Source organism: Streptomyces sp. NPDC101227, from assembly GCF_044767545.1.
Lineage (GTDB): Bacteria > Actinomycetota > Actinomycetes > Streptomycetales > Streptomycetaceae > Streptomyces.
This window is the reverse complement of record NZ_JBIWOD010000001.1, coordinates 565,814-585,066: the sequence shown is the minus strand read 5'-3', so window position 1 is coordinate 585,066 and position 19,253 is coordinate 565,814. Positions and strand designations below refer to the sequence as shown.

Sequence of the window (19,253 nt, the reverse complement as noted above, 5' to 3'; positions counted from 1 at the left end):
ACAGCCACCAGGCTCACACGGCTCCAGTCGCCTGGCAAACGGGCTAACTCACTGAAAGCAGAAGCTCACGGCGTTGCCGGTGACGGCCTCCACGACGAGCTCGAAACGCAGGCTCATTTGGAGTTACGAGAAAAGGTTAAGGAGCACTGGATGGCGTGGACTGCACCCATGACATTCGTGGACGGCACGGCGCTCACCGCCTCACAGCTGAACACGCATCTGCGCGACAACCTCATGCAAACCATGCCCGCGCTGGCCAGCGAGGCGAGCCAATCCTTCATGTCCAACGGGGCCAGCAGTCTCGTTCCACGCCTGTCGGGCAAGGGAACCGTCCTGACAGTGGAGTCCCTGAACGAGTCCCAGTGGTCGGACCTCGCTACGGTCGGGCCGCAGGTGACGTTGGAGACCGGCTCTTCTGTTCTGGTGTTCTTCGGCGCTGGATTCTCCAGCCTCACAGCCGACGGCGCCGCCGGGTATGTGTCGGTGCACATTTCACCCGCTTCGCAGGACGCCGACGGAAACACGACCGGGAACACGATCGAGCCCGACGACTCGTACGCCCTGATTTACCAAGGGCGCCCATCGGATGAGTTCTGCGGAACCCACCACGTCACGCATTTTGGCGCACTATCCCCCGGCCAGAACACGTTCACGCTGAAGTACAGGAGTACCGCTGGCGGGTGCAGCTTCGGGCGTCGTCGCATATCCGTTATGCCGCTGGACTGAGGGGAGTTCGCGATGGCTTGGACCGCGCCCAAGACGTTCACTTCGTCCACCGTGTTGACTGCATCGGATCTGAATCAGCAGATCCGGGACAACCTGAAGCAGTGCGCCGCCGCAAACTTCACCCCACTGGGCAACTACTTCGTATCAACTGACCCGAACCAGTTGGCTATGCGGCAGTACAAGAAGGCGACGTCTTTGGCGTCGTCGCAGACCACGTCGACCTCATACACCGACCTGCCTGACGGCCTAGGTCCGAGCATCACGATCGAGACCGGCACAGAAGCCCTGGTCATCTACGGATGCCAGCTGGAGAACGACACGGCAGGCTTCTCGGCGTTCATGTCCATCACGGTGACCGGGAACACGAGCATCGCAGCCGACACCAACGTGAACTCGATCCGTTGGATGAACAACGCAGGCTATGCGGTGCAGGTTTCGCAGTTCTGGTACGTCGACACCCTGAACGCGGGCGAGAACACGTTCACCGCCAAGTACGCCGTGGGCGGCAACACGGGCACATTCTCACGACGCCGAATGGTCGTGATTCCTTACTGAGGAGGGCTCGTGGAAGAGAACGAAGAGAGCCTGCGGGTCATTGTTGCCCGGATGGAAGTCAAACTCGACGGCCTCATCGACGTGAACAAATCACGGGGCGAAGACCACGAGAGCCGATTGCGTGCTCTGGAGCGCTGGAAATACGCCCTGCCTGTCTCCGCATTCGGCGCCCTGCTGTCGGCTGCCGTCACGATATTCACCCTTTATGCAGGAAGGTAACCCGCAATGAGCGGTGTTGAAGACATGATTGCAGCCGCCGTTAAGACTCTAGGAGTTGGAGAGCACAACGGCGACAACACGAACTACATAACCGCCTGGTACGGCCTCGACGGTCAGCCGTGGTGTGACCAGGCCGTGACGTACTGGGCGGCGCACTCGGGTAACTACGACGCGGTGTGTTTCGGCACGAAGCACGCGTACACCGTGGAACACGCCCAGAAGTTCAAGGACCGCGGGGCGTGGCACGCGATGACGAGTGGTGTGGCGAACTCCGGGATTTGCCGGGGCGACGTCATCTTCTTCGACTGGTCGGGCGGCTCGTCCATCGCTGGCATTGACCATGTGGGCATCGTTGAGTCCGTCAACGGCAGCGTGGTGCACACCATCGAAGGCAACTACGGCAACGTCTGCGGCCGGTTCTCCCGGACCGCTGAGGTCATTGCCGGGTTCGGTCGCCCGGTGTACGTCAACCCGACGCCCAAGCCTGCCCCCGCGCCGGCACCGGCGCCTGCACCCAAGTACGTGCCTTTCCCGGGTGCAAGTTTCTTCAGGGAAGGCCGCAACAGTCCCGTCGTCACGGCCTTGGGCAAGCGTCTGGTCGCCGAGCGCTGCGGCCGGTACGAGATCGGCCCCGGCCCGATTTGGTCCGACGCTGACCAGGCTTCCTATGCGGCTTGGCAGCGGAAGCTCGGCTTCTCCGGATCCGACGCCGACGGCACCCCCGGCAAGACGAGCTGGGACAAGTTGCAGGTCCCAGCATGAGATAAGAAAAGAGATGGTTCCAATGGCGCGGGGCAAGCACCGTAGGCCAAAGGAAACCCCAGGCATCAGAGCAGCCGCCGCTGCTGCCGCGACCGCGGGCCTTACGCTCCCGCTCGTGGCGGCGGTCGGCGGCACTTCTTATGCCGCGACACAGGACCAGTGGGACGCCATAGCCCAGTGCGAGTCCGGCAACGACTGGTCAATCAACTACTCCGGCGACGGCCTCAGCGTCGGTGGCCTTCAGTTTCAGAACGCCAGCTGGCGCGCCGCACTCCAGTACCTCAACGAGCACAGCTACGACACATCGACCTGGGCACAGACCCTCTATCAGGGCATGCCCCGGGACCAGGTCCCGACGAAGAAGCAGACCATCTTGGCCAGCGAGGCCCTGCTCGCCATTCAGGGGCCGGCGGCATGGGTGTGCAAGGGGCAGGGTCTCAGCGCGTCCATGTTCGACGGCGGACCGACACCTTCCATCCTGCTGGGGCAGCCCGAGCCATCATCTCCGCCCGTTCCCGCCCCGAGGAAGCCGCACAGTCCCCCGAGCTGGGCGGGTAAGCCGAAGGCCGGGAAGCACACAGTCCGCCCCGGGGACACCCTCTACGGGATCACCAAGCTGCACACTGGCAACGCAGCCAAGGACAACTGGAAGCCGCTGTACGAGGCAAACAGGGACCGCATCAAGAACCCTGACCTGATCTTCCCAGGGCAGGTGCTCAACCTCCCCTGGACGAGCAAGAAGCCCACCATACCGGCGCCCCCCAAGCCGGTCGAGGCTTCGGCGGACTATGTGATGCCCGTCGACGCCCCGATCACCCAGCCATACGGCAACCGGCGGCCGGGGTACACGCTGGGCTATCACACCGGCATCGACATCACCGCTCCGCAGGGCACGAAGGTGCGGGCGGCAACGCACGGCGTGGTGGTGAACGCTGACCCGTCCCGCGCGTACGGCATCAACGTGCAGATCAAGAACGCCGACGGGACGTACAGCCTCTACGCGCACCTCTCAGCGAAGAGCGTGCGGGTCGGCCAGGCCGTGAAGGCGGGCGAAACGATCGGCTACGTGGGCAGCACCGGGACGTCCAGCAGCCCCCACCTCCATTTCGAGATACGCGTCCGGCCGCAGTTCGCGGCTGGGAGCTTTGTTGACCCTGCCGACTGGCTGCGCAAGCACGGGGTCACGGTCTAAGCAAGGAGAAAGCAATGTCACCATTCGTCAGGCGCCTCTTCGAAGAGGCCCTCGTCGTGGCCGTCGTCGCATTCGGCTCGCTCTTCATCATGGATGAGAAGGGCTTCACTGCCGCCGCGGCGCTGGCCGGCGGGCAGGCTGCGGCTCGTGCTGTGTACGCCCTGTTCGTCAAGCGCGTCGGCTCCGAGGAATACCCCTCGATGACCGGCTGAACCCAACGAGATGCGCCCCCATCCTGGCTCACAGGATGGGGGCGCATTTTGCTTTCGTCGACGCAGTCAGTTCTCAGGCGACGGACTCGGCATACTCCTTCGCGCGCCGCAGCGTGATCGGCGCGCGACCCGACAGTGCATGCAGTGCTAGCTGGTCGATCGCACCCGCCGGAGCACTCATCAACGTTGTGGGGCTCGGGGCAGGCGCGGTGAACGTGTACCGCTGCACCACGCGGCAGCGATCGCTGTCCAGCGACTGAAACTCCGTCACTGACCTCATCGTGAAGCCGTTGTGTGCGTACTTCCACTCAACGCGCTCGTGCGGTTGAGCCTCCACCAAATCCATGTCGAGTTCACCAGCGCCCTCACTGAACCCGTAGGAGAGGCGCGCACGCGTGTCCGATACCTTCTTCGCACGCTTGATCTTAGGAATGAAATGACGGATTTCCTCAGGGTTGGCGAACAGCTTGTACGCCTTCTCTGCGGGGACATTCATCTCGATGGATTCCTCGGTGTCAGGCATGACTGCCTCCTCGTTTCGCGATCACTTAAGGCATTCATAGCAGGTTGAGGAGGGTCAGGCCGCTCTACTAAGCCTAAGCGGTTCAGTGCAGCAGAGTGAAAACGGCCACGGCAACGAACGTCCCCAACGTAGCTCCGGCGATTAGCTGAGAACGCGTGTGGTGTTCCAGAGCCAGACGGGACCAAGCGGTGACGGCCACCAATGGAGTGACGAGCAGCAATGCAGGGCCATAAACGAAGTACAGGACAGTGCACGTGCCGCCTGCGATGACTGTGTTGACGGAAATCATCCACCTCAGGGTGATACCTAGGGTTGCGACCAGCCCCACGAGCAGAATGAGAACAAGTGCGAGCAGTTCACGCGGCGCGCTCGGAATTGCGACCAGAAGAGCGAATGCCGCAGCCATACCACCGAGCCCGATGCACATAGGCAGCAATCGCTGCTTGCGGCAGGGCACGGTGCGATTGACATAGCGGCCCCGCCGCACGCCCCGGTAGACGAATGCGAAAGGAAGAATGCTGCACAACAGTGAGACGATAGCCCCCCAAGCCATTCCCCTGAGTCCGGGAGCGGCATGCAAGGCGGTGGCGAAGGCGGCCATGATCAGCATAGGGCCCGAGCCAAGGACATCATTGACCAACCAGGCCAGGCGAGGGGCAGAGGATTTGCGCGGTTCTGCGGTTACGGCCAAGATGCGCTGCCTTCGTTCTCTGGGTTTGAACCGCTTAAGTCTCCCATCGTCGGCCATTCAGCCATGGCGGTTGGTGAGTGTCTGCGGCAGATTCGCTGGAACGGCCCCCCTCAGGCAGTTGAGGACTCTTGCCTGTCGGACGCGGCCTACAGCGCGTTGCGGAGCTGTTGGCAGATTGCCTTACTGGTCGGCCTGTCGTCGGGGTTGCGGCTCATCATGTGTTCGATGAGCTTGCCCAGCGCGCCCGGTACGTTGATTGGTCGGTGTGGCTTGTCCACGATGGCTTGTCTCTGGTCTTTGCGCTCTGCGTCGTCCGGGTAGTCGACGTGGCGCCAGCCGGTGGCGGAGATGAACCACGATGCGCCCATCGCGTACACATCGGCTTCTCGCGTCGGTACGGCGGTGCCGGTTTGCAGGATGCTCTGCGAGATCTCCGGGGCTTCGTAGTGAACCAGGCAGCCTCGGTACTGGAAGTCGTAAATCTCGGGGACCTCCCCGCCACGTGCGAGCGCCACGTCGATAAGAGAGGTACCGGTAGGCGCGATGATGAAGTGGTTGGGCTGTACGTCGCCGTGTGCCCACCCGGCCTCGTGGAGACTGGCCAGCGCAGCCGCGCAGGAAAGCGCTTCCTCAAGTTTGGGCGCCGAGGGGTGGCTTGAGTGCCGGCCAGGCTCCCAGAGGTCGAAAAGAGATACGCCGTCACGCCATGGCTGGGCGCTCCATGTCCCCTGTTCCCACTCTCCGAACGGGACGTCTTCCCCGGGAATCAGTTGCCGAAGGATCGTGGCTTCTCGGGCTGGGGCCAGCGCCGTCCAGTGGTGTGTGCGGCTGGGGTAGCCCAGCTTGACGGCGAGGCGCCCGGCGGGAGTACGTACGTCCCAGACGGTGGACCCCCGCCGGTTCACCACCAGCCGCTTGTTCAGTGGCGCGAGGCTGCCTTGGACGTGGTCGGGAAGTGCGAACGGTCCGTGGCTGGGCATCTCTTCCGGTCCTTTCAACAGGGCGGGGCCGACCCTCTGTGCCAGAGGACCGGCCCCACAGGTCACGCGAGACTACTGGCGGTCAGCTGTAGTAGTCGCGGCCGTCGTCGGAGTCGCCGGTAGGCGGATTGCCGCCCTGGCCGTCGTCCTCGTCCTCCCCACCACGAACGGTCGCTGCTCGCTTCAGTGCTTCCTTGAGAGTCAAGGGCCTATGCCTCCTCAAGTCATCAGGACTGGGGACGTTCCCCGGTCCGTCGTGCACTTGCTGCTTCTTGCTACCCGACTCGGCAGTTCGTCACTGCCGAGCGGGGGCCTGTACGGACCTCTGGCTGCCGGTGGTCACTCCCCAGGCGTTGAACCACTTCTTCAGCCAGGTGTGGTGGATGTGGTAGGCGTCGGCGATCTGGTGCATGGACTGCTGACGCTCGACGTAGAGCTTGATGATCGTGTCCTTGGCGGCGAGCGCCGCCGCCTTCGCCTGAGCTACCTCTTCTGCTGTGCGTCGCACCATCGTTGGGTCCTCTTTCAGTGCGGGCCGCTACAGCCGACCGTCAGGACGAACCCGAGCGTCGACACGGCGAGCAGCGTGTAGAGGACGTGGCGCAGCTGAGAGGGGAGTTCACCGCGGAGCTGCTTGAGGGCAGCCCAGCCGCTCTTGCCCAACGCCTCCGCCTGGACGCCCATGGACGACAGCTTCAGGTAGGCGTGTTCGGTCTTGCCGTCCTGCTGTACGGAGTAGCTTTCGAAGGACAAGATTTCCACGTCGAGAAGCGCTCGAAGGCGCCTCATCAGCTTCAGCATCTTCGCCACGGCCGGTAACTTTCCACTCGGTTGGTTGGTCCGGGTCGGCCCCCCTTGCGGGGGCCCGGGTCTCGTACTTCGGTATTTGCGGGTCGCCTGGACGCGGGTGGGTTACGCCCAGGCGACCCCTTCCACACACGCCCGCGGTCCCGGCCGGCGGTGTGGGCTCCCCGGCCCTAAATCACATTCACGGGGGTTGTCGTGTGACCGGGCCGGGCGTTTCGCGGTCCCTTCGTCCTCCACCACACCTGGGCGGCTTCAGCTTCGTGATGGCCCTTGTGGCCGTAACGGAGATCGCAGCGCACCCACGCCTTCTTCATGGGCAACACAGGAATCCGCCGGTGCAGGCAGAAGAGCAACATCGACCGATCGGGATCGAACAAGTCGAGCAACGACGCCCGCGCCGGGCAACGGCGGCGCCGCCGACGCCGGCCTTGGCGATGGCTACGCATAAGCGGCCTCCTTCACCAAAGCGCGTCCCTTGCCCTGGCAGATGAGGCACGAGTCCGGGCAAGGGGGCACGTCTCCGCCGAGGGGCACGTAGATGACGCCGTTGCGACCAGCGACCAACGGAGGCCGTTCAGGGCTCCCCCTGCCATGGGCGTCGGCATGGTGCTGCTGCAACGCCGCCGTGAAGCAATCAGCCAGCTCGGGGTCGTCAGCGTTCCAAGCTCTGCTGCGCCCCCGGTTCAACGCGGCGCACAGTGAACAGCGGACGAGGATGCGGCTCATACCTTGATGCCAGCCTCGGTCTTCTCCCGGCGGGTGGCCAACCGCAGAGCACCGGGCTCAGCCGACCACTCCGTACCACCGCCGACGGGCCGCAGCTGCACCTGTCCCCATCGCTCGTCCATCACTTCACCGACCCGATCCCGATTCGCGTCCCATACGTACGCGCCAACTCGGTACGTCACCTTCATCTCCCTGCGGGCGTTCAACTCCCCCGGTGACCTCTACACTTGCCGCGTCACCGGCCGCTCACAAGGAGTGGCAATTTCAATTCGGGACGATTGATAAACCCCAGGGGGAGGCATGGGACGACCAGCCAAGGATCTGGACCCCACAGCAGGCGTCGCGGAATTGCTCGGTTCGAAGGTCCGTGAGCTGCGTAAAGCCAAGGGCTGGTCCCAAGAGACCCTGGGCGGCAAGGTCTTCACCTCGACTACCCGGATCGCCCAGGTGGAGCTGGCCACCGATCCGCCGAACGCAGAGCTGTGCCAGCGCCTGGACGACATCCTGGAGGCCAATGGCGCACTCATGGAGCTGCTCCCCCTCCTCGGGCGCTCCACGTTCGCGAGCTGGGCCGAAGTGTTCCTGGCTCGGCAGGCCAAGGCTGCAAAGATCCACGAGTATTCGCAGGTTGTTCCGGGACTGCTTCAGACTCCGGGGTATGCCCGAGCCATGCTGGCCTCGGGCCAACGCATCTTTCACTCTCGTGACTTGGACGAGGTCGTCCAGGACCGATTGGATCGACAGGAGATACTGCGCCGCGAGAAGCCACCGTGGATGTGGGCGATTCTGGACGAGTCCGCGCTGCACCACGTCATCGGCAGTAAGCAGGTCATGCGGGAACAGCTTGAGTTCCTCTTGGAAGCTGGCACCAGCCAGCACATCCACATCCAGGTGCTTCCCTACGAGGGGACCGTGCCCGCCGCACTGGGTGGATCGCTGACCGTACTGGGCATGCCGAGTGGCGAACAACTCGCTTATCTGGAGGGCATGCGCGGCGGTAGCCTGCATGAAGGAGAGGACGCGATCCCATACACGGTGCTCTACGATCGCCTGCACGGCAACGCGATCAGCCACGACGCGTCAGCAGACCTGATCTGTAGGGTTCTGGAGGAGAAGTACCGATGAGCGACCAGCCGAACTGGCACAAGAGCAGCTACAGCTCGGCTAACCCCGACAACTGCATCGAGGTCGCCGACAACGACCCTGCCACCGTCCGAGTGCGGGACACCAAGCACGACGGCCGCGGCCCGGTTCTCGCCGTCAACCCTGCGGCCTGGTCGGCGTTTACGAACTTCGCCAAGGAGTCGGCCGTCTGATAGGCGCGCGCACGAGAGACGCCCCCTAAGCCACTCGGCTAGGGGGCGCGCTTGTTGATTTGGGCTATCGGCGTCGGGCGAGCCGGACGACGGCCCAGACAGTGACCATGATGAAGTCCACCGCTGCCCAGAACGCGACTATGAGTCCGACGCCGATCGCGGTGCCGAGCTGGGCGCCATTGGTGCCGGCGTCGACGCAGTCGTGATAGGCGGAGCCTGTGAGGCCCTGGCAGATGCTGTTGTCGCTGCCTCCGCCGCTGGCGGCGCCCGCGATGATCCAGATGAGAAACAGCACCTGCACGGCCAGGAAGACCCACATGAACACGCGACGCGGCTTCTGCTTCGCAGCGGTCGGCTTGGGCTCCGGTTCAGCAGTGGGCGGACGCACGGGGACCTGGCCCCAGGTCGGAAATTGCTTGCTCATGGTCTTGCTCCTTGCTGTCTCTTTACTTCAGCACCCAGGCGTCGGGGTCGTAGTTGGTGACCTCGCTGTTCGGCGACAGCGTCCCTACAAACGCCTCGCCGATGCGGGCGACCGACAGGCGCATCGAGTGTTCTTGTCCGTCCTGGCCGAGGACGGGGACATGCAGCGTGGCGCCCGCTACGTGGGTGTCTCCGGCTTCCCTGAACCGCTCGAATCCTTCGCGGTGGCCGCGTAGATAGCGGTCCGGAATGAGGTCTTCGAGAGGGCGCCCATGCAGGGCTCCGTAGGTCCAGTGGATGACCTCGGCATGCTCGCACTGGACGATCTTGCCGTTGTAGTCCACCTCCACGACCGCCACGGACGGGGCGGACGCGTTGGCCTGCAAGACCGTCGCTGCTTTGAGGCCCGCTTCGAAGACCGTGATGATGGTGTCTGAGAGTCGCATGCGACTCAGTGCCAGGCTGGCCGCGATGGCCACGCCGATGACGAGGACGATCAGACTTCCGGCCTGCATTGGAAGCACGTCGGTGGTCCGGAGGACGGTCAGCACCACCGCGATACCCCACGCCGCGTGGGCAGTTACCCGAGTGAGCTGTCTGCGTCTCTCTTCCTTAAGTTTCATTCGGTGCCGTCCGATCGTCGTTGGGTGCCATTCGATCGAAGACTTCGAGCATGCGCTCGCGTTCTTCTTCGGTAAGCCATGGCGACTTGAGGAGGTCCTCCCGTGCCCGCGACCGCCGCATGGTTTCGGGCGGCATGGGCAAGGGATCGATGCCCGTTTCGTGGGGAACTCGGCCGGCAGTTACCAAGAGCCTGAGTCGATCGACATCGAAGTAGTCGGCGATTTTTATTACGTCGTCCGGACGGGGTCGGCTCTTCCCGGACACCCACTTGCTCATAGCCCCTTCGGACACGCCGACGTGCACGGCCAGATCTTTCGCCTTCACGTCGGCATTGAGCATGGTCACCTTCAGCCAATGGGCAAAGCTTGCGCCGCGCGGGCGGCCTTTGCTGGGCACAGCTACCCCTTCTTTACTCCGTGTAGTAGTGGAGCTACTTAGAGCGTAGCTATCCAGTGATTCCTCCCTTCACCTCTCTTGCCCCGTATGCACAACCGTATGTCCGCTTTGCCCTGAGTCAACCCTCATGGCGAAAATTTCTTACAGGCGCGTATAGCCTCAAGTGGATCGGCGTGCAAGTTGACGGAGGCTTCTAAAAAATCTTGAACTTTCTACCGGTGAGCACTTGACACAGGTGCAAGTTCGACAGAATCTTGAAGTGCGCGAACAGGACAGAGTCCAGCGAAACGGACAAGTTCAATCGCGAACCGGGGACACGTGGAACCCCCTCATCCGGCGCCGCAGCGACGGTCGCCACCACCGACAGGGCACCGACCCTCCCCAAGAAAACGGCAGTGCGGAGTAGTAGCGCGCCCCCTGGTGGCAACGCGTGAGGGTCCACGCGCACCACCAAGACATACAAGGGCCGCCCCCTGGTGGGGGCTCTACCGCCATTCGCGGGTACCCGGGTTCGATCCCCGGCGGTCCACCACTCACCCGAAGCCGAGGAGTGACCCGCACGTGAGGAGCACGGCGGGCCGCGAGGCCACTGCTCTACGCCGCCAAGGCAGCCGGCCCACCCGAGAGGAACCCGAGCGGCAACTCTCCTCGGACCCACACCGCACCCGACCTAGGCAAGTGATCGCATGGAAAGCTTCCGCCCCGAATTCGCACAGGAATGCGCCGCTGAAGAGGCCGCGCAGACAGGGTGCAAGAAGTGAGGTGATCCGGTCTCGGCGGTGCATCCCTAAAGGGTGTGCCGCCGTGTCCGTGTCACCAAGACCGAAGCAAAGTGATCGCCATGGGAAGTGCTGCATGACCCCGCTGGCCACGCCGGGCCAAGTCGCTGAGTACTTGGGCGTGACCGTCAAGACCTTGACCCAGTGGCGATATCTGGGTCAGGGCCCCGTCTGGCACAAAGTCGGTGGCAAGTACTGCCGCTACAAGTGGTCAGAAGTTGAGAAATGGCTCGCAGAAAGAGCCATTGACACCACGTAGAAAGCCGAGCCTGCCATGGCTCAAGTCATAGATCGCTGGCACAAGACTGACCCCAGCGGGTCCGACCCCGCCTGCCAGCAGCACTCCACCAAATCCACGCGCTTGGTCGCGGCTTCCGGTCACGGGGTAGGCAGCCGTTGGCAGGTCCGCTATCGCGACCCCAACGGCAAACAGCGGGCGGAGAATTTTGCGTCCAAGCCGAAAGCTGAGAAGCGCGCCGCTGCGCTAACCGTCGAGCTGGACATGCGAACGTGGGTGTCCCCCGAAGAGCGCGACATCACGTTCCGCGAGGCAGCGGAGAAGTGGCGTGCGGCGCAGCCTCACCGATTCCGTTCTGCTGCCACGGTCGAGTCGCGGCTTCGCGTGCACGCCTACCCGGCGTTCGGGCGCCGTCTCATCGGGTCGATTCGGACATCCGAGTTGCAGACGTGGGGTGTCGGCCTCGTCAAGGATCGCGGTCTGCATCCGTCGACCGCCAGGTCGATATTCAAGACGGTGCGTGCGGTCTTCAATGCCGCCGTCCGAGACGGGATCATGCCCCGCAATCCTTGCCATGGGGTGAAGCTCGTGCCGGTACCTCACACCGAGGTGCAGCCTCTCAGCGCCCAGCAAGTGAAGGCGTTGGCCGCTGCTGTTCCGGCGCAGTATCGGGCGCTCATCATTCTGGCCGTCGGATCTGGTCTCAGGATCGGGGAGCTGTTCGGGCTGGAGTGGCGGCACGTCGATCTGACCAACGGCAAGGTGGTCGTCGAACAGCAGCTTCAGAAGGGGCGCGTGTGCCCGCCCAAGACGGATCACTCGTACCGGACCGTTCCTGTGAGCGCGACGGTGGTGAAGGCGCTGAAACTCCACAAGACGGACTACCCCGGTGATCCCGACGACACGTTGTTCGCCAAGGGCCCCGTGTTCGCCAAGGTTCTGTGGCCGGAGGCCGTGAAGAAGGCGGGGCTGCCGAAGAGGACCGGGATGCACACGTTGCGGCACACCTACGCGAGTGTGCTCATCGCGCACCAGGCCGGGCCGAAGACCGTGGCCGCGCGTCTCGGTGACACTGTCGAGGTCGCCATGGCCACGTACGCGCACCTGTTCCCGGACGAAGATCAGGGCACTCGCGAGGCTGTCGAAGACTTCCTCGGGGAGTGCCCCTGAATGTGCACGATATGTGCACGATGCCCCGGCTACCTAGGTAAAGCCCCAGGTAAGAGGGCATAAAGCGCCCGATTCGGACGATCCCCCGCGTCGCCCGAATCAGGCAGCCTGCCCGGATGCCCTGCTCAGACCGGCAGATATCCGGCGCCTGCCGAGTATACTGGCTCCCAGCCAGTCAACGCAGGAGTACAGCATGTCCCCCCGGAGCGCATCGGTCAATGAAGCCTTGCGGCGGCGCTCCCGGGAGCGGCTGCTCCAGGCGACCGTCGAGCTGGTCGGCGAGCGCGGTTTCGAGGCGACGACGCTCGGCGATATCGCCCAGCGCGCGGGGGCGGCCCGCGGCCTGATCTCGTACTACTTCCCCGGCAAGCGGCAGCTGCTGCAGTCGGCCGTGCACCGTCTGATGCAGCTGACGCTGCAGGCGGCGCTGGAGCGGGAGCCGCAGCCGAGCGGGCCGGACGCCGGGGGTGAGCTGCTGGCACGCGCCATCGACGCGATCCTCGGGCTGGCGAGTGACCATCCCCTGCTGATGCGGACCCATATGGCCGGAATTCTGACGGCCGAGGGATTCATCCAGTGCCCCGAGCAGCAGCGGCTGGCGCAGTTGCTGCGCGGGGTGGTCGTCGCCTACGGATCGCCGGATCCCGACGCCGACTATCCGCTGCTGCGGGCGCAGTTGATGGGTTCCGTGGTGCCGATGCTGCTGCCGGGGGCCCCGATTTCGCAGGCGGTGATGCGTGCCGAACTGTTCCAGCGGTACGGCCTGGCGTGGGAGCTGGGGACGCCGCCGCAGAAGCAGCCGCCGGGGAAGCCAGGCGGGAACGGCGCGGGGCCCGTACGCGGCGGAGCGGGCCGGGGCGTGAACTTGGGCGCCGTTCAGCGCTTGTTGTGACGGGGCGTCAGGAATCCTTCGTCGCGGGCTCCGGCAATCAGGCGCAGCGCCCTGCGGCGGTTGCGGCCGGTGGCGTTCATGACGGCCAGCACCGGGTCCTGGCCGTCCCGCTGCGCCGCCCGGTAGGCGTCCGCGGCGAGCTTGCGGCGCTCGGTGGTGCGCGACCGGGTGAGGACGGCGGGCGGGGCGGCGGCGGGCCGGGTGGACCGGGCGGACTCGGTGGAACCGGCGGGCTTGGGGGTGCGCTCGTACACGGCCGCCGCGGGTGCGGCGAGCGCGGCCGCGGCCGTACGCTCGGCGTCCCCGGGACCGGTCCCCGGACCGCAGAGCACGCCGTCACCGCGGACGACGGCGTCCACCGGAGCGGCCTCGGCCTCCTCCGCGCGCCGGGCCGCGATCACCTCGTCCCCCACCGCATCGGGATCCACTCCCGGGGCGGACCCCGGTTCCGGGTACAGCTCCAGCGCCTGCCGCCCCTTGCGCGGCCGTCCCGTCGCCAGCCGGCAGGCTTCGTCCAGGGGGCCGTCGATCCAGCGCGCCAGAGTGGCCATCCCGTCGAGCGTCAGGGGCGGATCCGCCCGCATGTCCTCGACGGTGAGGCCGTCGTCGGAGACCGTCACCAGGACCTCGATCCGGGCGCCGCTGGCGAAGGTCAGCCGGGCGCTGAACCAGGGGCCCAGCGGATCGAGCCGGGGCGGCGGGTCCTCGAGCCCCAGCGGTCCGCCCAGGTCACCGAGGGTGGTGGGCTCGGGAACGGGCGCGGCCGAGCCGCACCCCTGGAGTTCCCAAGCGGGCCACTCCACGGCCACGTCCTGAGCTTTATATCGGCTATTAACGGTATAAAAGTCGCTTTCCGACACAGGGAAAAACGTAGCTCCCTGTTCATCACCCTCAGTGGCGCGGCACGCTCATCGCACCGGGAGCAACCCCGATAGCTCATCTCCCGTCGCGGGCACGCCAGTGCGATCCTGGGGGTACTCCGCGGAAGGGGCCACCCGTGCTTCGTGTCGCAGTCATCGGATCAGGACCGAGCGGCGTGTACACCGCACAATCCCTGGTCGAGCAGCAGGCCGTACCGGACATCGAGGTCTATGTCCTGGACCGGCTGCCGTGCCCGTACGGCCTGGTCCGCTACGGCGTCGCGCCGGACCACGAGAAGATCAAGTCGCTGCAGGGGAACCTGCGTACGGTGCTGGAGCACCCACGGGTGCATTTCCTGGGGAATGTGGAGGTGGGCACCCCGGGGCTGGGACTGCCGGAGCTGCACGAGATCTTTCACGCGGTGGTGTTCTGCGTGGGGGCCGCCACCGACCGTCACCTCGGCATCCCGGGCGAGGACCTCCCCGGCAGCCACTCCGCGACCGATTTCGTCTCCTGGTACAGCGCGCATCCGGACGCCGCGGCCGCCCGTTTCGCCCTCGCGGCCCGCTCCGCCGTCGTCATCGGGGTGGGCAATGTGGCGGTCGATGTGGCCCGGATCCTGGCCCGCGGCGCCGCGGAGCTGGCCACCACCGACATGCCCCAGGGGGCGCTCGGCGCGCTCGCCGACAGCCGCGTCGAGGACGTCTGGATGGTGGGCCGACGCGGCCCCTCGCAGGCCAAGTTCACCACCAAGGAGCTACGGGAACTGGGGTCGCTGCCGGGTACGGAGGTGCTCGTACGGCCCGAGGAGCTGGCGCTGGACCCGGCGTATGGCGATCCGAGCGGCCTGCCGGCCGTGGGGCGGCGGAACGTCGAAGTGCTGCGCGGCTGGGCGGAGCGGCCGGCCACCAAGGGGGCGGTCGGGTCGGTGCCCGCCCGGCGGATCCATCTGCGGTTCTTCCTGCGGCCGGCCGAGATCGCCGGCGACGCTGACGGAGGGGTGCGCGCGGTCCGGTTCGAGCGGACGGCGCCGGACGGGCGGGGCGGGGTCACCGGGACCGGCGAATTCGAGGACATCGAGGCGCAGTTGGTGCTGCGCTCGGTCGGCTACCGGGGGACGCCGCAGGCGGGGCTGCCGTTCGACGAGACGCGCGGGACGGTGCCGCATCTGGCGGGGCGGGTGCTGCGGGACGGCGTGCCGTGCCCCGGTGTCTATGTGGCGGGCTGGATCAAACGCGGCCCGACCGGGGTGATCGGCACCAACCGCCCGTGCGCGAAGGAGACCACGGCGTCGTTGCTGGCGGACGCGGCCGCGCTGGCGGAACGCGAGACGACGGACGACCCGGCGGCGGCGCTGGCGCGTGCGGGGCAGCCGCCGGTCCCCTGGCAGGGCTGGCTGGCCATCGAAGCCGCGGAGGCGGAGTGGGGTCACCGGCTGGGTCGCGGGACCGTCAAACTGCCGGACTGGGAAGGACTGTTGGACGCGGCGCGCGCGGCCGGGTGAGCCCGGCCGGCAGGGAGTCCGTACGGGACCGCACGAGAGCCCGTACGGGAATGCCTTGAGGGAGCGGGTCAGCCGTCGCCGAGGCGCCGGGCCTGGAGTTCCGCCGCGCGCAGTACGCCGTCGATCAGACCGGGGAAGACCGCGTCCAGGTCGGCCCGGCGCAGCCCGTTCATCTTGGCGGTGCCCCGGTAGATCTGCTGGATGACACCGTGCTCGCGCAGCACCCGGTAGTGGTGGGTGCAGGTCGACTTGGTGACCGGCAGCTCGATGTCGGCGCAGGTCAGCTCACCTTCGGCGGCGGCCAGTGCGCACACGATCCGCAGCCGCATCGGGTCGGCGAGGGCGTGCAGGACATCGGCGAGCCGGATGTCCTCGCGCGCCGGGTGCTCCAGCGACCGCGAGCCGGCCGGGGCGCCCTTGGACGTCGCATCGGTCGTCATGACGGCTCCTGGGGTGCGGCTGGTCGGCGGAGGCTCCATTGTACGAGAGCTATCGTAGTTTGACATCCTCCGTACTACGATGACTATCGTACGAACATCAAGCCGAAGCACTCCCGAACCGACCCCGGAGAATGCCGTGAGCACGCTGTTCCAGCCCATCACCCTGCGGTCCCTGACCATTGCCAACCGCCTCTGGATGGCGCCGATGTGCCAGTACTCCGCGGCGGCCACCGGGCCCGACACGGGCGTCGCGAACGACTGGCACTTCGCCCACTACGCGGCGCGGGCGGCCGGCGGCACCGGACTGATCCTCACCGAGGCCACGGCCGTCAGCCCGGAGGGCCGGATCAGCCCGTACGACCTGGGGATCTGGAACGACCGCCAGGTGGCGGCGCTGCGCCGGATCACCACCTTCCTCAAGGAGCAGGGCACCGTCCCCGGAATCCAGCTCGCCCATGCCGGCCGCAAGGCGTCCACCGACACCACCTGGCGCGGCGGCGGCCCGCTGACGGCCGAGGCGGGCGGCTGGACCACGCTCGCGCCGAGCCCGCTGCCGTTCGACGAGGGAGACCCGGCCCCCGACGAGCTCGACGTCGCGCGCATAAAGGAGATCGTCGGGCAGTTCGCGGACGCCGCGCGGCGGGCGCGGGACGCCGGCTTCCAGGTCGTCGAGGTGCACGGCGCGCACGGCTATCTGATCGGCCAGTTCCTGTCGCCGCACACCAACCACCGCACCGACGAATACGGCGGCTCGTACGAGAACCGGACCCGCTTCGCCCTCGAGGTGGTGGACGCGGTGCGCGCCGTGTGGCCCGCGGAGCTGCCCCTGCTGTTCCGTATTTCGGCGACCGACTGGCTGACCGAGAACGAGGAAGACGAGCGCGAGGGCTGGACCGCCGACGAGACGGTGCGCTTCGCCACCGATCTGCTGGCGCACGGGGTGGATCTGCTGGACACCTCCACGGGCGGCAATGCGCCGCGGGCCCGGATCGCCGCCGGGCCGGGGTACCAGGTGCCGTTCGCCGAGCGGGTGAAGCGCGAGACCGCGCTGCCGGTCGGCACCGTGGGGCTGATCACCGAGGCGCGGCAGGCCGAGAAGATCGTCGCGGACGGCCAGGCGGATGTGGTGCTGCTCGGCCGCGAGCTGCTGCGCAACCCGTCCTTCGTGCGTCACGCGGCCCGCGAGCTGGGCGGCGAGGTGGCCACTCCGCAGCAGTACCACCGGGCCGTCTGACCTGCACGGATACGTTCCGGAACGCCGTTGTCAGTGGTCGGGTGCACACTGACCACTACCTGAGACAACGGCGTTTCGGAGGTGCTTCGACATGACTGACGTACTCCTCGCGGTGGGCACCCGCAAAGGCCTCTTCCTCGGCCGACGGCGGCACGGCGAGTGGGAGTTGAGCGGCCCGTATTTTGCCGCGCAGGCGGTGTACTCCCTCGGGATCGACACCCGGCGCGGAACACCCAGACTGCTGGCCGGAGCCGACAGCGCACACTGGGGTCCCTCGGTGTTCCACTCCGACGACCTGGGCGAGAGCTGGCGGGAGCCGCCGCGCCCGGCGGTCAAGTACCCGCCGTACACCGGGACTTCGCTGGAGCGGGTGTGGCAGCTGCATCCGGCCGGTCCCGCCGCCCCCGACGTGGTGTACGCCGGCACGGAGCCCGGCGGGCTGTTCCGGTCGGAGGACGGCGGGGAGACGTTCGAGCTGGTGCGGCCGCTGTGGGACCACCCCAGCCGGGAGAGCTGGGTGCCGGGCGGGGGCGGGCTGGCCGTCCATACGGTGATCACCGACCCGCGGGACGCCGCCGCGGTGACGGTCGCGGTCTCGACGGCCGGGGTGTTCCGCACGCTCGACGGCGGCGCGAGCTGGGCGCCGTCGAACAACGGCGTCAAGGCGGTCTTCCTGCCGGACCAGCACCCCGAATTCGGCCAGTGCGTCCACAAAATCGCACAGGACCCGGTGGACCGCGACCGGCTCTATCTGCAGAACCACTGGGGCGTCTATCGCAGCGATGACGCGGGGGCCAAGTGGACCGACATCGGCGGCGGGCTGCCCTCCGACTTCGGCTTCGCGGTGGCCGCGCATCCGCGCACGGGCGATGTCGCCTATCTCTTCCCCATCACCGCCGATATCGACCGGGTGCCGGCCGACCACCGCTGCCGGGTCTACCGCACGGCCGACGCCGGCGGCAGCTGGGAGCCGCTGAGCTCCGGACTGCCCCAGGAGGACCACTACGGCACGGTGCTCAGGGACGCGCTCTGCGTCGACGACGCCGATCCCGCGGGCGTCTACTTCGGCAACCGCAACGGCGAGGTGTACGCGAGCGCGGACGACGGCGACAGCTGGCGGCAGCTCGCCGCCCATCTGCCGGATGTGCTGTGTGTACGGGCGGCCGCCGTGGGATGAGCGCGGGCGTCCCGGAGGCGCGGTAGGCAGCTTGGCCGGGGACCGGCCGCGGAGCCGGCCGGGCATTGGCCATGGATCGGCCAGGGATTGAAGGGGAGCGGTGTTCGGCCAGTAGGGTGATCGCGTGGCTGCACGACCTCTTCATGACATCGTCGAACCGGGCTGGGCCAAGGCACTTGAGCCCGTCGCCGGACAGATCGCCGCGATGGGCGACTTCCTGCGGGCGGAGATCGCCGCGGGACGTACGTACCTTCCGGCCGGCAGCAATGTGCTGCGCGCCTTCCAACAGCCCTTCGAGGAGGTGCGGGTTCTCATCGTCGGCCAGGACCCCTACCCCACGCCGGGGCATGCGGTCGGGCTGAGCTTCTCCGTGGCGCCGGAAGTGCGCCCGCTGCCGGGGAGCCTGGAGAACATCTTCCGCGAGCTGCACTCCGACCTCGGCCTGCCCCGGCCGTCCAACGGTGACCTCACGCCCTGGACCGAACAGGGCGTACTGCTGCTGAACAGGGCCCTGACGACGGCGCCCCGCAAGCCCGCCGCGCACCGCGGCAAGGGCTGGGAGGCGATCACCGAGCAGGCGATCCGCGCGCTGGTGGCGCGCGGCGCCCCGCTGGTGTCGGTGCTGTGGGGCCGCGATGCGCGCAATCTGCGGCCGCTGCTCGGCGATCTGCCGGCCGTCGAATCGGCGCACCCCTCCCCCATGTCCGCCGACCGGGGCTTCTTCGGCTCGCGGCCCTTCAGCCGGGTGAATGATCTTCTGGCGCGGCAGGGGGCGCAGCCGGTGGACTGGAGGCTGCCGTGATGCC

Annotated in this window: 26 protein-coding genes; 15 read left to right on the top strand and 11 right to left on the bottom strand. The window is 66.8% G+C overall.

Annotated features, from left to right (window positions below; genetic code table 11):
• The first annotated feature begins 168 nt into the window (after positions 1-168).
• From ACIRPT_RS02555 to ACIRPT_RS02530, 6 genes are all read left to right on the top strand, one after another.
• Positions 169-726 carry a hypothetical protein gene (locus ACIRPT_RS02555; protein ID WP_403821037.1) on the top strand — a complete coding sequence of 186 codons (558 nt, stop codon included), beginning with the start codon at positions 169-171 and terminating at the stop codon, positions 724-726.
• A gap of 12 nt (positions 727-738) precedes the next feature.
• Positions 739-1,281: a hypothetical protein gene (locus ACIRPT_RS02550; RefSeq protein WP_403821034.1), complete on the top strand. Its 543-nt coding sequence runs from the start codon at positions 739-741 to the stop codon at positions 1,279-1,281.
• A 9-nt stretch (positions 1,282-1,290) separates the two neighbouring features.
• Entirely contained in the window at positions 1,291-1,500 is a 210-nt protein-coding gene (locus ACIRPT_RS02545) for a hypothetical protein (RefSeq protein ID WP_403498366.1), read from the top strand.
• A 6-nt stretch (positions 1,501-1,506) separates the two neighbouring features.
• Positions 1,507-2,262, top strand: a complete 756-nt coding sequence (locus ACIRPT_RS02540) for a peptidoglycan-binding protein (RefSeq protein WP_403821030.1) — start codon at positions 1,507-1,509, stop codon at positions 2,260-2,262.
• A 115-nt stretch (positions 2,263-2,377) separates the two neighbouring features.
• A complete protein-coding gene (locus ACIRPT_RS02535; RefSeq protein WP_403821027.1) occupies positions 2,378-3,454 on the top strand; it encodes a peptidoglycan DD-metalloendopeptidase family protein in 1,077 nt (358 codons plus the stop codon).
• A gap of 14 nt (positions 3,455-3,468) precedes the next feature.
• Positions 3,469-3,666: a hypothetical protein gene (locus tag ACIRPT_RS02530; protein WP_403821024.1), complete on the top strand. Its 198-nt coding sequence runs from the start codon at positions 3,469-3,471 to the stop codon at positions 3,664-3,666.
• Positions 3,667-3,739: 73 nt separating this feature from the next.
• On the opposite strand, the gene ACIRPT_RS02525 is transcribed toward ACIRPT_RS02530, so the two are convergent.
• The 6 genes from ACIRPT_RS02525 to ACIRPT_RS02500 all read right to left on the bottom strand — a co-directional run bounded on the left by ACIRPT_RS02525 (position 3,740) and on the right by ACIRPT_RS02500 (position 6,649).
• The gene (locus ACIRPT_RS02525; protein WP_403821021.1) at positions 3,740-4,189 is read right to left on the bottom strand and encodes an SRPBCC family protein; all 450 of its coding nucleotides are present in this window, start codon (positions 4,187-4,189) and stop codon (positions 3,740-3,742) included.
• 82 nt (positions 4,190-4,271) lie between these two features.
• Positions 4,272-4,799 carry a hypothetical protein gene (locus ACIRPT_RS02520; RefSeq protein WP_403821018.1) on the bottom strand — a complete coding sequence of 176 codons (528 nt, stop codon included), beginning with the start codon at positions 4,797-4,799 and terminating at the stop codon, positions 4,272-4,274.
• A 227-nt stretch (positions 4,800-5,026) separates the two neighbouring features.
• Complete coding sequence (locus ACIRPT_RS02515; protein ID WP_403821015.1) at positions 5,027-5,860, bottom strand: protein kinase; 834 nt, start codon at positions 5,858-5,860, stop codon at positions 5,027-5,029.
• An 82-nt stretch (positions 5,861-5,942) separates the two neighbouring features.
• On the bottom strand, positions 5,943-6,065 hold the full coding sequence (locus ACIRPT_RS02510; RefSeq protein ID WP_403821012.1) for a hypothetical protein: 123 nt from the start codon (positions 6,063-6,065) through the stop codon (positions 5,943-5,945).
• Positions 6,066-6,155: 90 nt separating this feature from the next.
• Positions 6,156-6,371, bottom strand: a complete 216-nt coding sequence (locus ACIRPT_RS02505) for a hypothetical protein (protein WP_403821009.1) — start codon at positions 6,369-6,371, stop codon at positions 6,156-6,158.
• Positions 6,372-6,385: 14 nt separating this feature from the next.
• Complete coding sequence (locus ACIRPT_RS02500) at positions 6,386-6,649, bottom strand: hypothetical protein (protein ID WP_403821006.1); 264 nt, start codon at positions 6,647-6,649, stop codon at positions 6,386-6,388.
• Between the two features lie 1,044 nt (positions 6,650-7,693).
• On the opposite strand from ACIRPT_RS02500, the gene ACIRPT_RS02495 reads away from it, so the two are divergent.
• Entirely contained in the window at positions 7,694-8,518 is an 825-nt protein-coding gene (locus ACIRPT_RS02495) for a Scr1 family TA system antitoxin-like transcriptional regulator (RefSeq protein ID WP_403498351.1), read from the top strand.
• On the top strand, positions 8,515-8,709 hold the full coding sequence (locus tag ACIRPT_RS02490; protein WP_403498349.1) for a DUF397 domain-containing protein: 195 nt from the start codon (positions 8,515-8,517) through the stop codon (positions 8,707-8,709). Before ACIRPT_RS02495 ends, ACIRPT_RS02490 begins: the two co-directional genes overlap by 4 nt.
• Positions 8,710-8,773: 64 nt before the next feature.
• Here the strand turns inward: ACIRPT_RS02490 and ACIRPT_RS02485 are convergent, their stop codons facing one another.
• From ACIRPT_RS02485 to ACIRPT_RS02475, 3 genes are read right to left on the bottom strand one after another with little or no spacing between them, the layout of a single operon-like run.
• Complete coding sequence (locus ACIRPT_RS02485) at positions 8,774-9,133, bottom strand: hypothetical protein (protein ID WP_403821002.1); 360 nt, start codon at positions 9,131-9,133, stop codon at positions 8,774-8,776.
• Between the two features lie 22 nt (positions 9,134-9,155).
• Complete coding sequence (locus ACIRPT_RS02480; protein WP_403820999.1) at positions 9,156-9,686, bottom strand: PAS domain-containing protein; 531 nt, start codon at positions 9,684-9,686, stop codon at positions 9,156-9,158.
• Positions 9,687-9,744: 58 nt separating this feature from the next.
• Positions 9,745-10,152 carry a helix-turn-helix domain-containing protein gene (locus tag ACIRPT_RS02475; protein ID WP_403498344.1) on the bottom strand — a complete coding sequence of 136 codons (408 nt, stop codon included), beginning with the start codon at positions 10,150-10,152 and terminating at the stop codon, positions 9,745-9,747.
• Positions 10,153-11,007: 855 nt separating this feature from the next.
• Here ACIRPT_RS02475 and ACIRPT_RS02470 point away from each other — a divergent pair.
• The 3 genes from ACIRPT_RS02470 (at position 11,008) to ACIRPT_RS02460 (ending at position 13,231) form a co-directional block, all read left to right on the top strand.
• Positions 11,008-11,190, top strand: a complete 183-nt coding sequence (locus tag ACIRPT_RS02470; protein ID WP_403820995.1) for a helix-turn-helix transcriptional regulator — start codon at positions 11,008-11,010, stop codon at positions 11,188-11,190.
• 15 nt (positions 11,191-11,205) lie between these two features.
• The gene (locus ACIRPT_RS02465) at positions 11,206-12,339 is read left to right on the top strand and encodes a tyrosine-type recombinase/integrase (RefSeq protein ID WP_403820992.1); all 1,134 of its coding nucleotides are present in this window, start codon (positions 11,206-11,208) and stop codon (positions 12,337-12,339) included.
• A gap of 193 nt (positions 12,340-12,532) precedes the next feature.
• Positions 12,533-13,231 carry a TetR/AcrR family transcriptional regulator gene (locus tag ACIRPT_RS02460; protein ID WP_403820989.1) on the top strand — a complete coding sequence of 233 codons (699 nt, stop codon included), beginning with the start codon at positions 12,533-12,535 and terminating at the stop codon, positions 13,229-13,231.
• Here the strand turns inward: ACIRPT_RS02460 and ACIRPT_RS02455 are convergent.
• On the bottom strand, positions 13,216-14,034 hold the full coding sequence (locus ACIRPT_RS02455; RefSeq protein ID WP_403820987.1) for a DUF6214 family protein: 819 nt from the start codon (positions 14,032-14,034) through the stop codon (positions 13,216-13,218). The two genes, ACIRPT_RS02460 and ACIRPT_RS02455, sit on opposite strands and share 16 nt — an antisense overlap.
• Before the next feature lie 194 nt (positions 14,035-14,228).
• Here ACIRPT_RS02455 and ACIRPT_RS02450 point away from each other — a divergent pair, with 194 nt between their 5' ends.
• Positions 14,229-15,596 (top strand): FAD-dependent oxidoreductase, encoded by a 1,368-nt coding sequence (locus ACIRPT_RS02450; protein ID WP_403820984.1) that lies wholly within the window; start codon positions 14,229-14,231, stop codon positions 15,594-15,596.
• Between the two features lie 68 nt (positions 15,597-15,664).
• Here ACIRPT_RS02450 and ACIRPT_RS02445 read toward each other — a convergent pair whose 3' ends face one another.
• Positions 15,665-16,036: an ArsR/SmtB family transcription factor gene (locus ACIRPT_RS02445; protein WP_403820982.1), complete on the bottom strand. Its 372-nt coding sequence runs from the start codon at positions 16,034-16,036 to the stop codon at positions 15,665-15,667.
• A gap of 136 nt (positions 16,037-16,172) precedes the next feature.
• Between ACIRPT_RS02445 and ACIRPT_RS02440 the strand changes: the two genes are divergently transcribed.
• The 3 genes from ACIRPT_RS02440 to ACIRPT_RS02430 all read left to right on the top strand — a co-directional run bounded on the left by ACIRPT_RS02440 (position 16,173) and on the right by ACIRPT_RS02430 (position 19,249).
• On the top strand, positions 16,173-17,270 hold the full coding sequence (locus ACIRPT_RS02440; RefSeq protein ID WP_403820980.1) for an NADH:flavin oxidoreductase/NADH oxidase: 1,098 nt from the start codon (positions 16,173-16,175) through the stop codon (positions 17,268-17,270).
• 91 nt (positions 17,271-17,361) lie between these two features.
• The gene (locus ACIRPT_RS02435; protein ID WP_403820978.1) at positions 17,362-18,447 is read left to right on the top strand and encodes a WD40/YVTN/BNR-like repeat-containing protein; all 1,086 of its coding nucleotides are present in this window, start codon (positions 17,362-17,364) and stop codon (positions 18,445-18,447) included.
• Positions 18,448-18,571: 124 nt separating this feature from the next.
• A complete protein-coding gene (locus ACIRPT_RS02430; protein ID WP_403820975.1) occupies positions 18,572-19,249 on the top strand; it encodes a uracil-DNA glycosylase in 678 nt (225 codons plus the stop codon).
• The last annotated feature ends 4 nt before the right edge of the window (positions 19,250-19,253 follow it).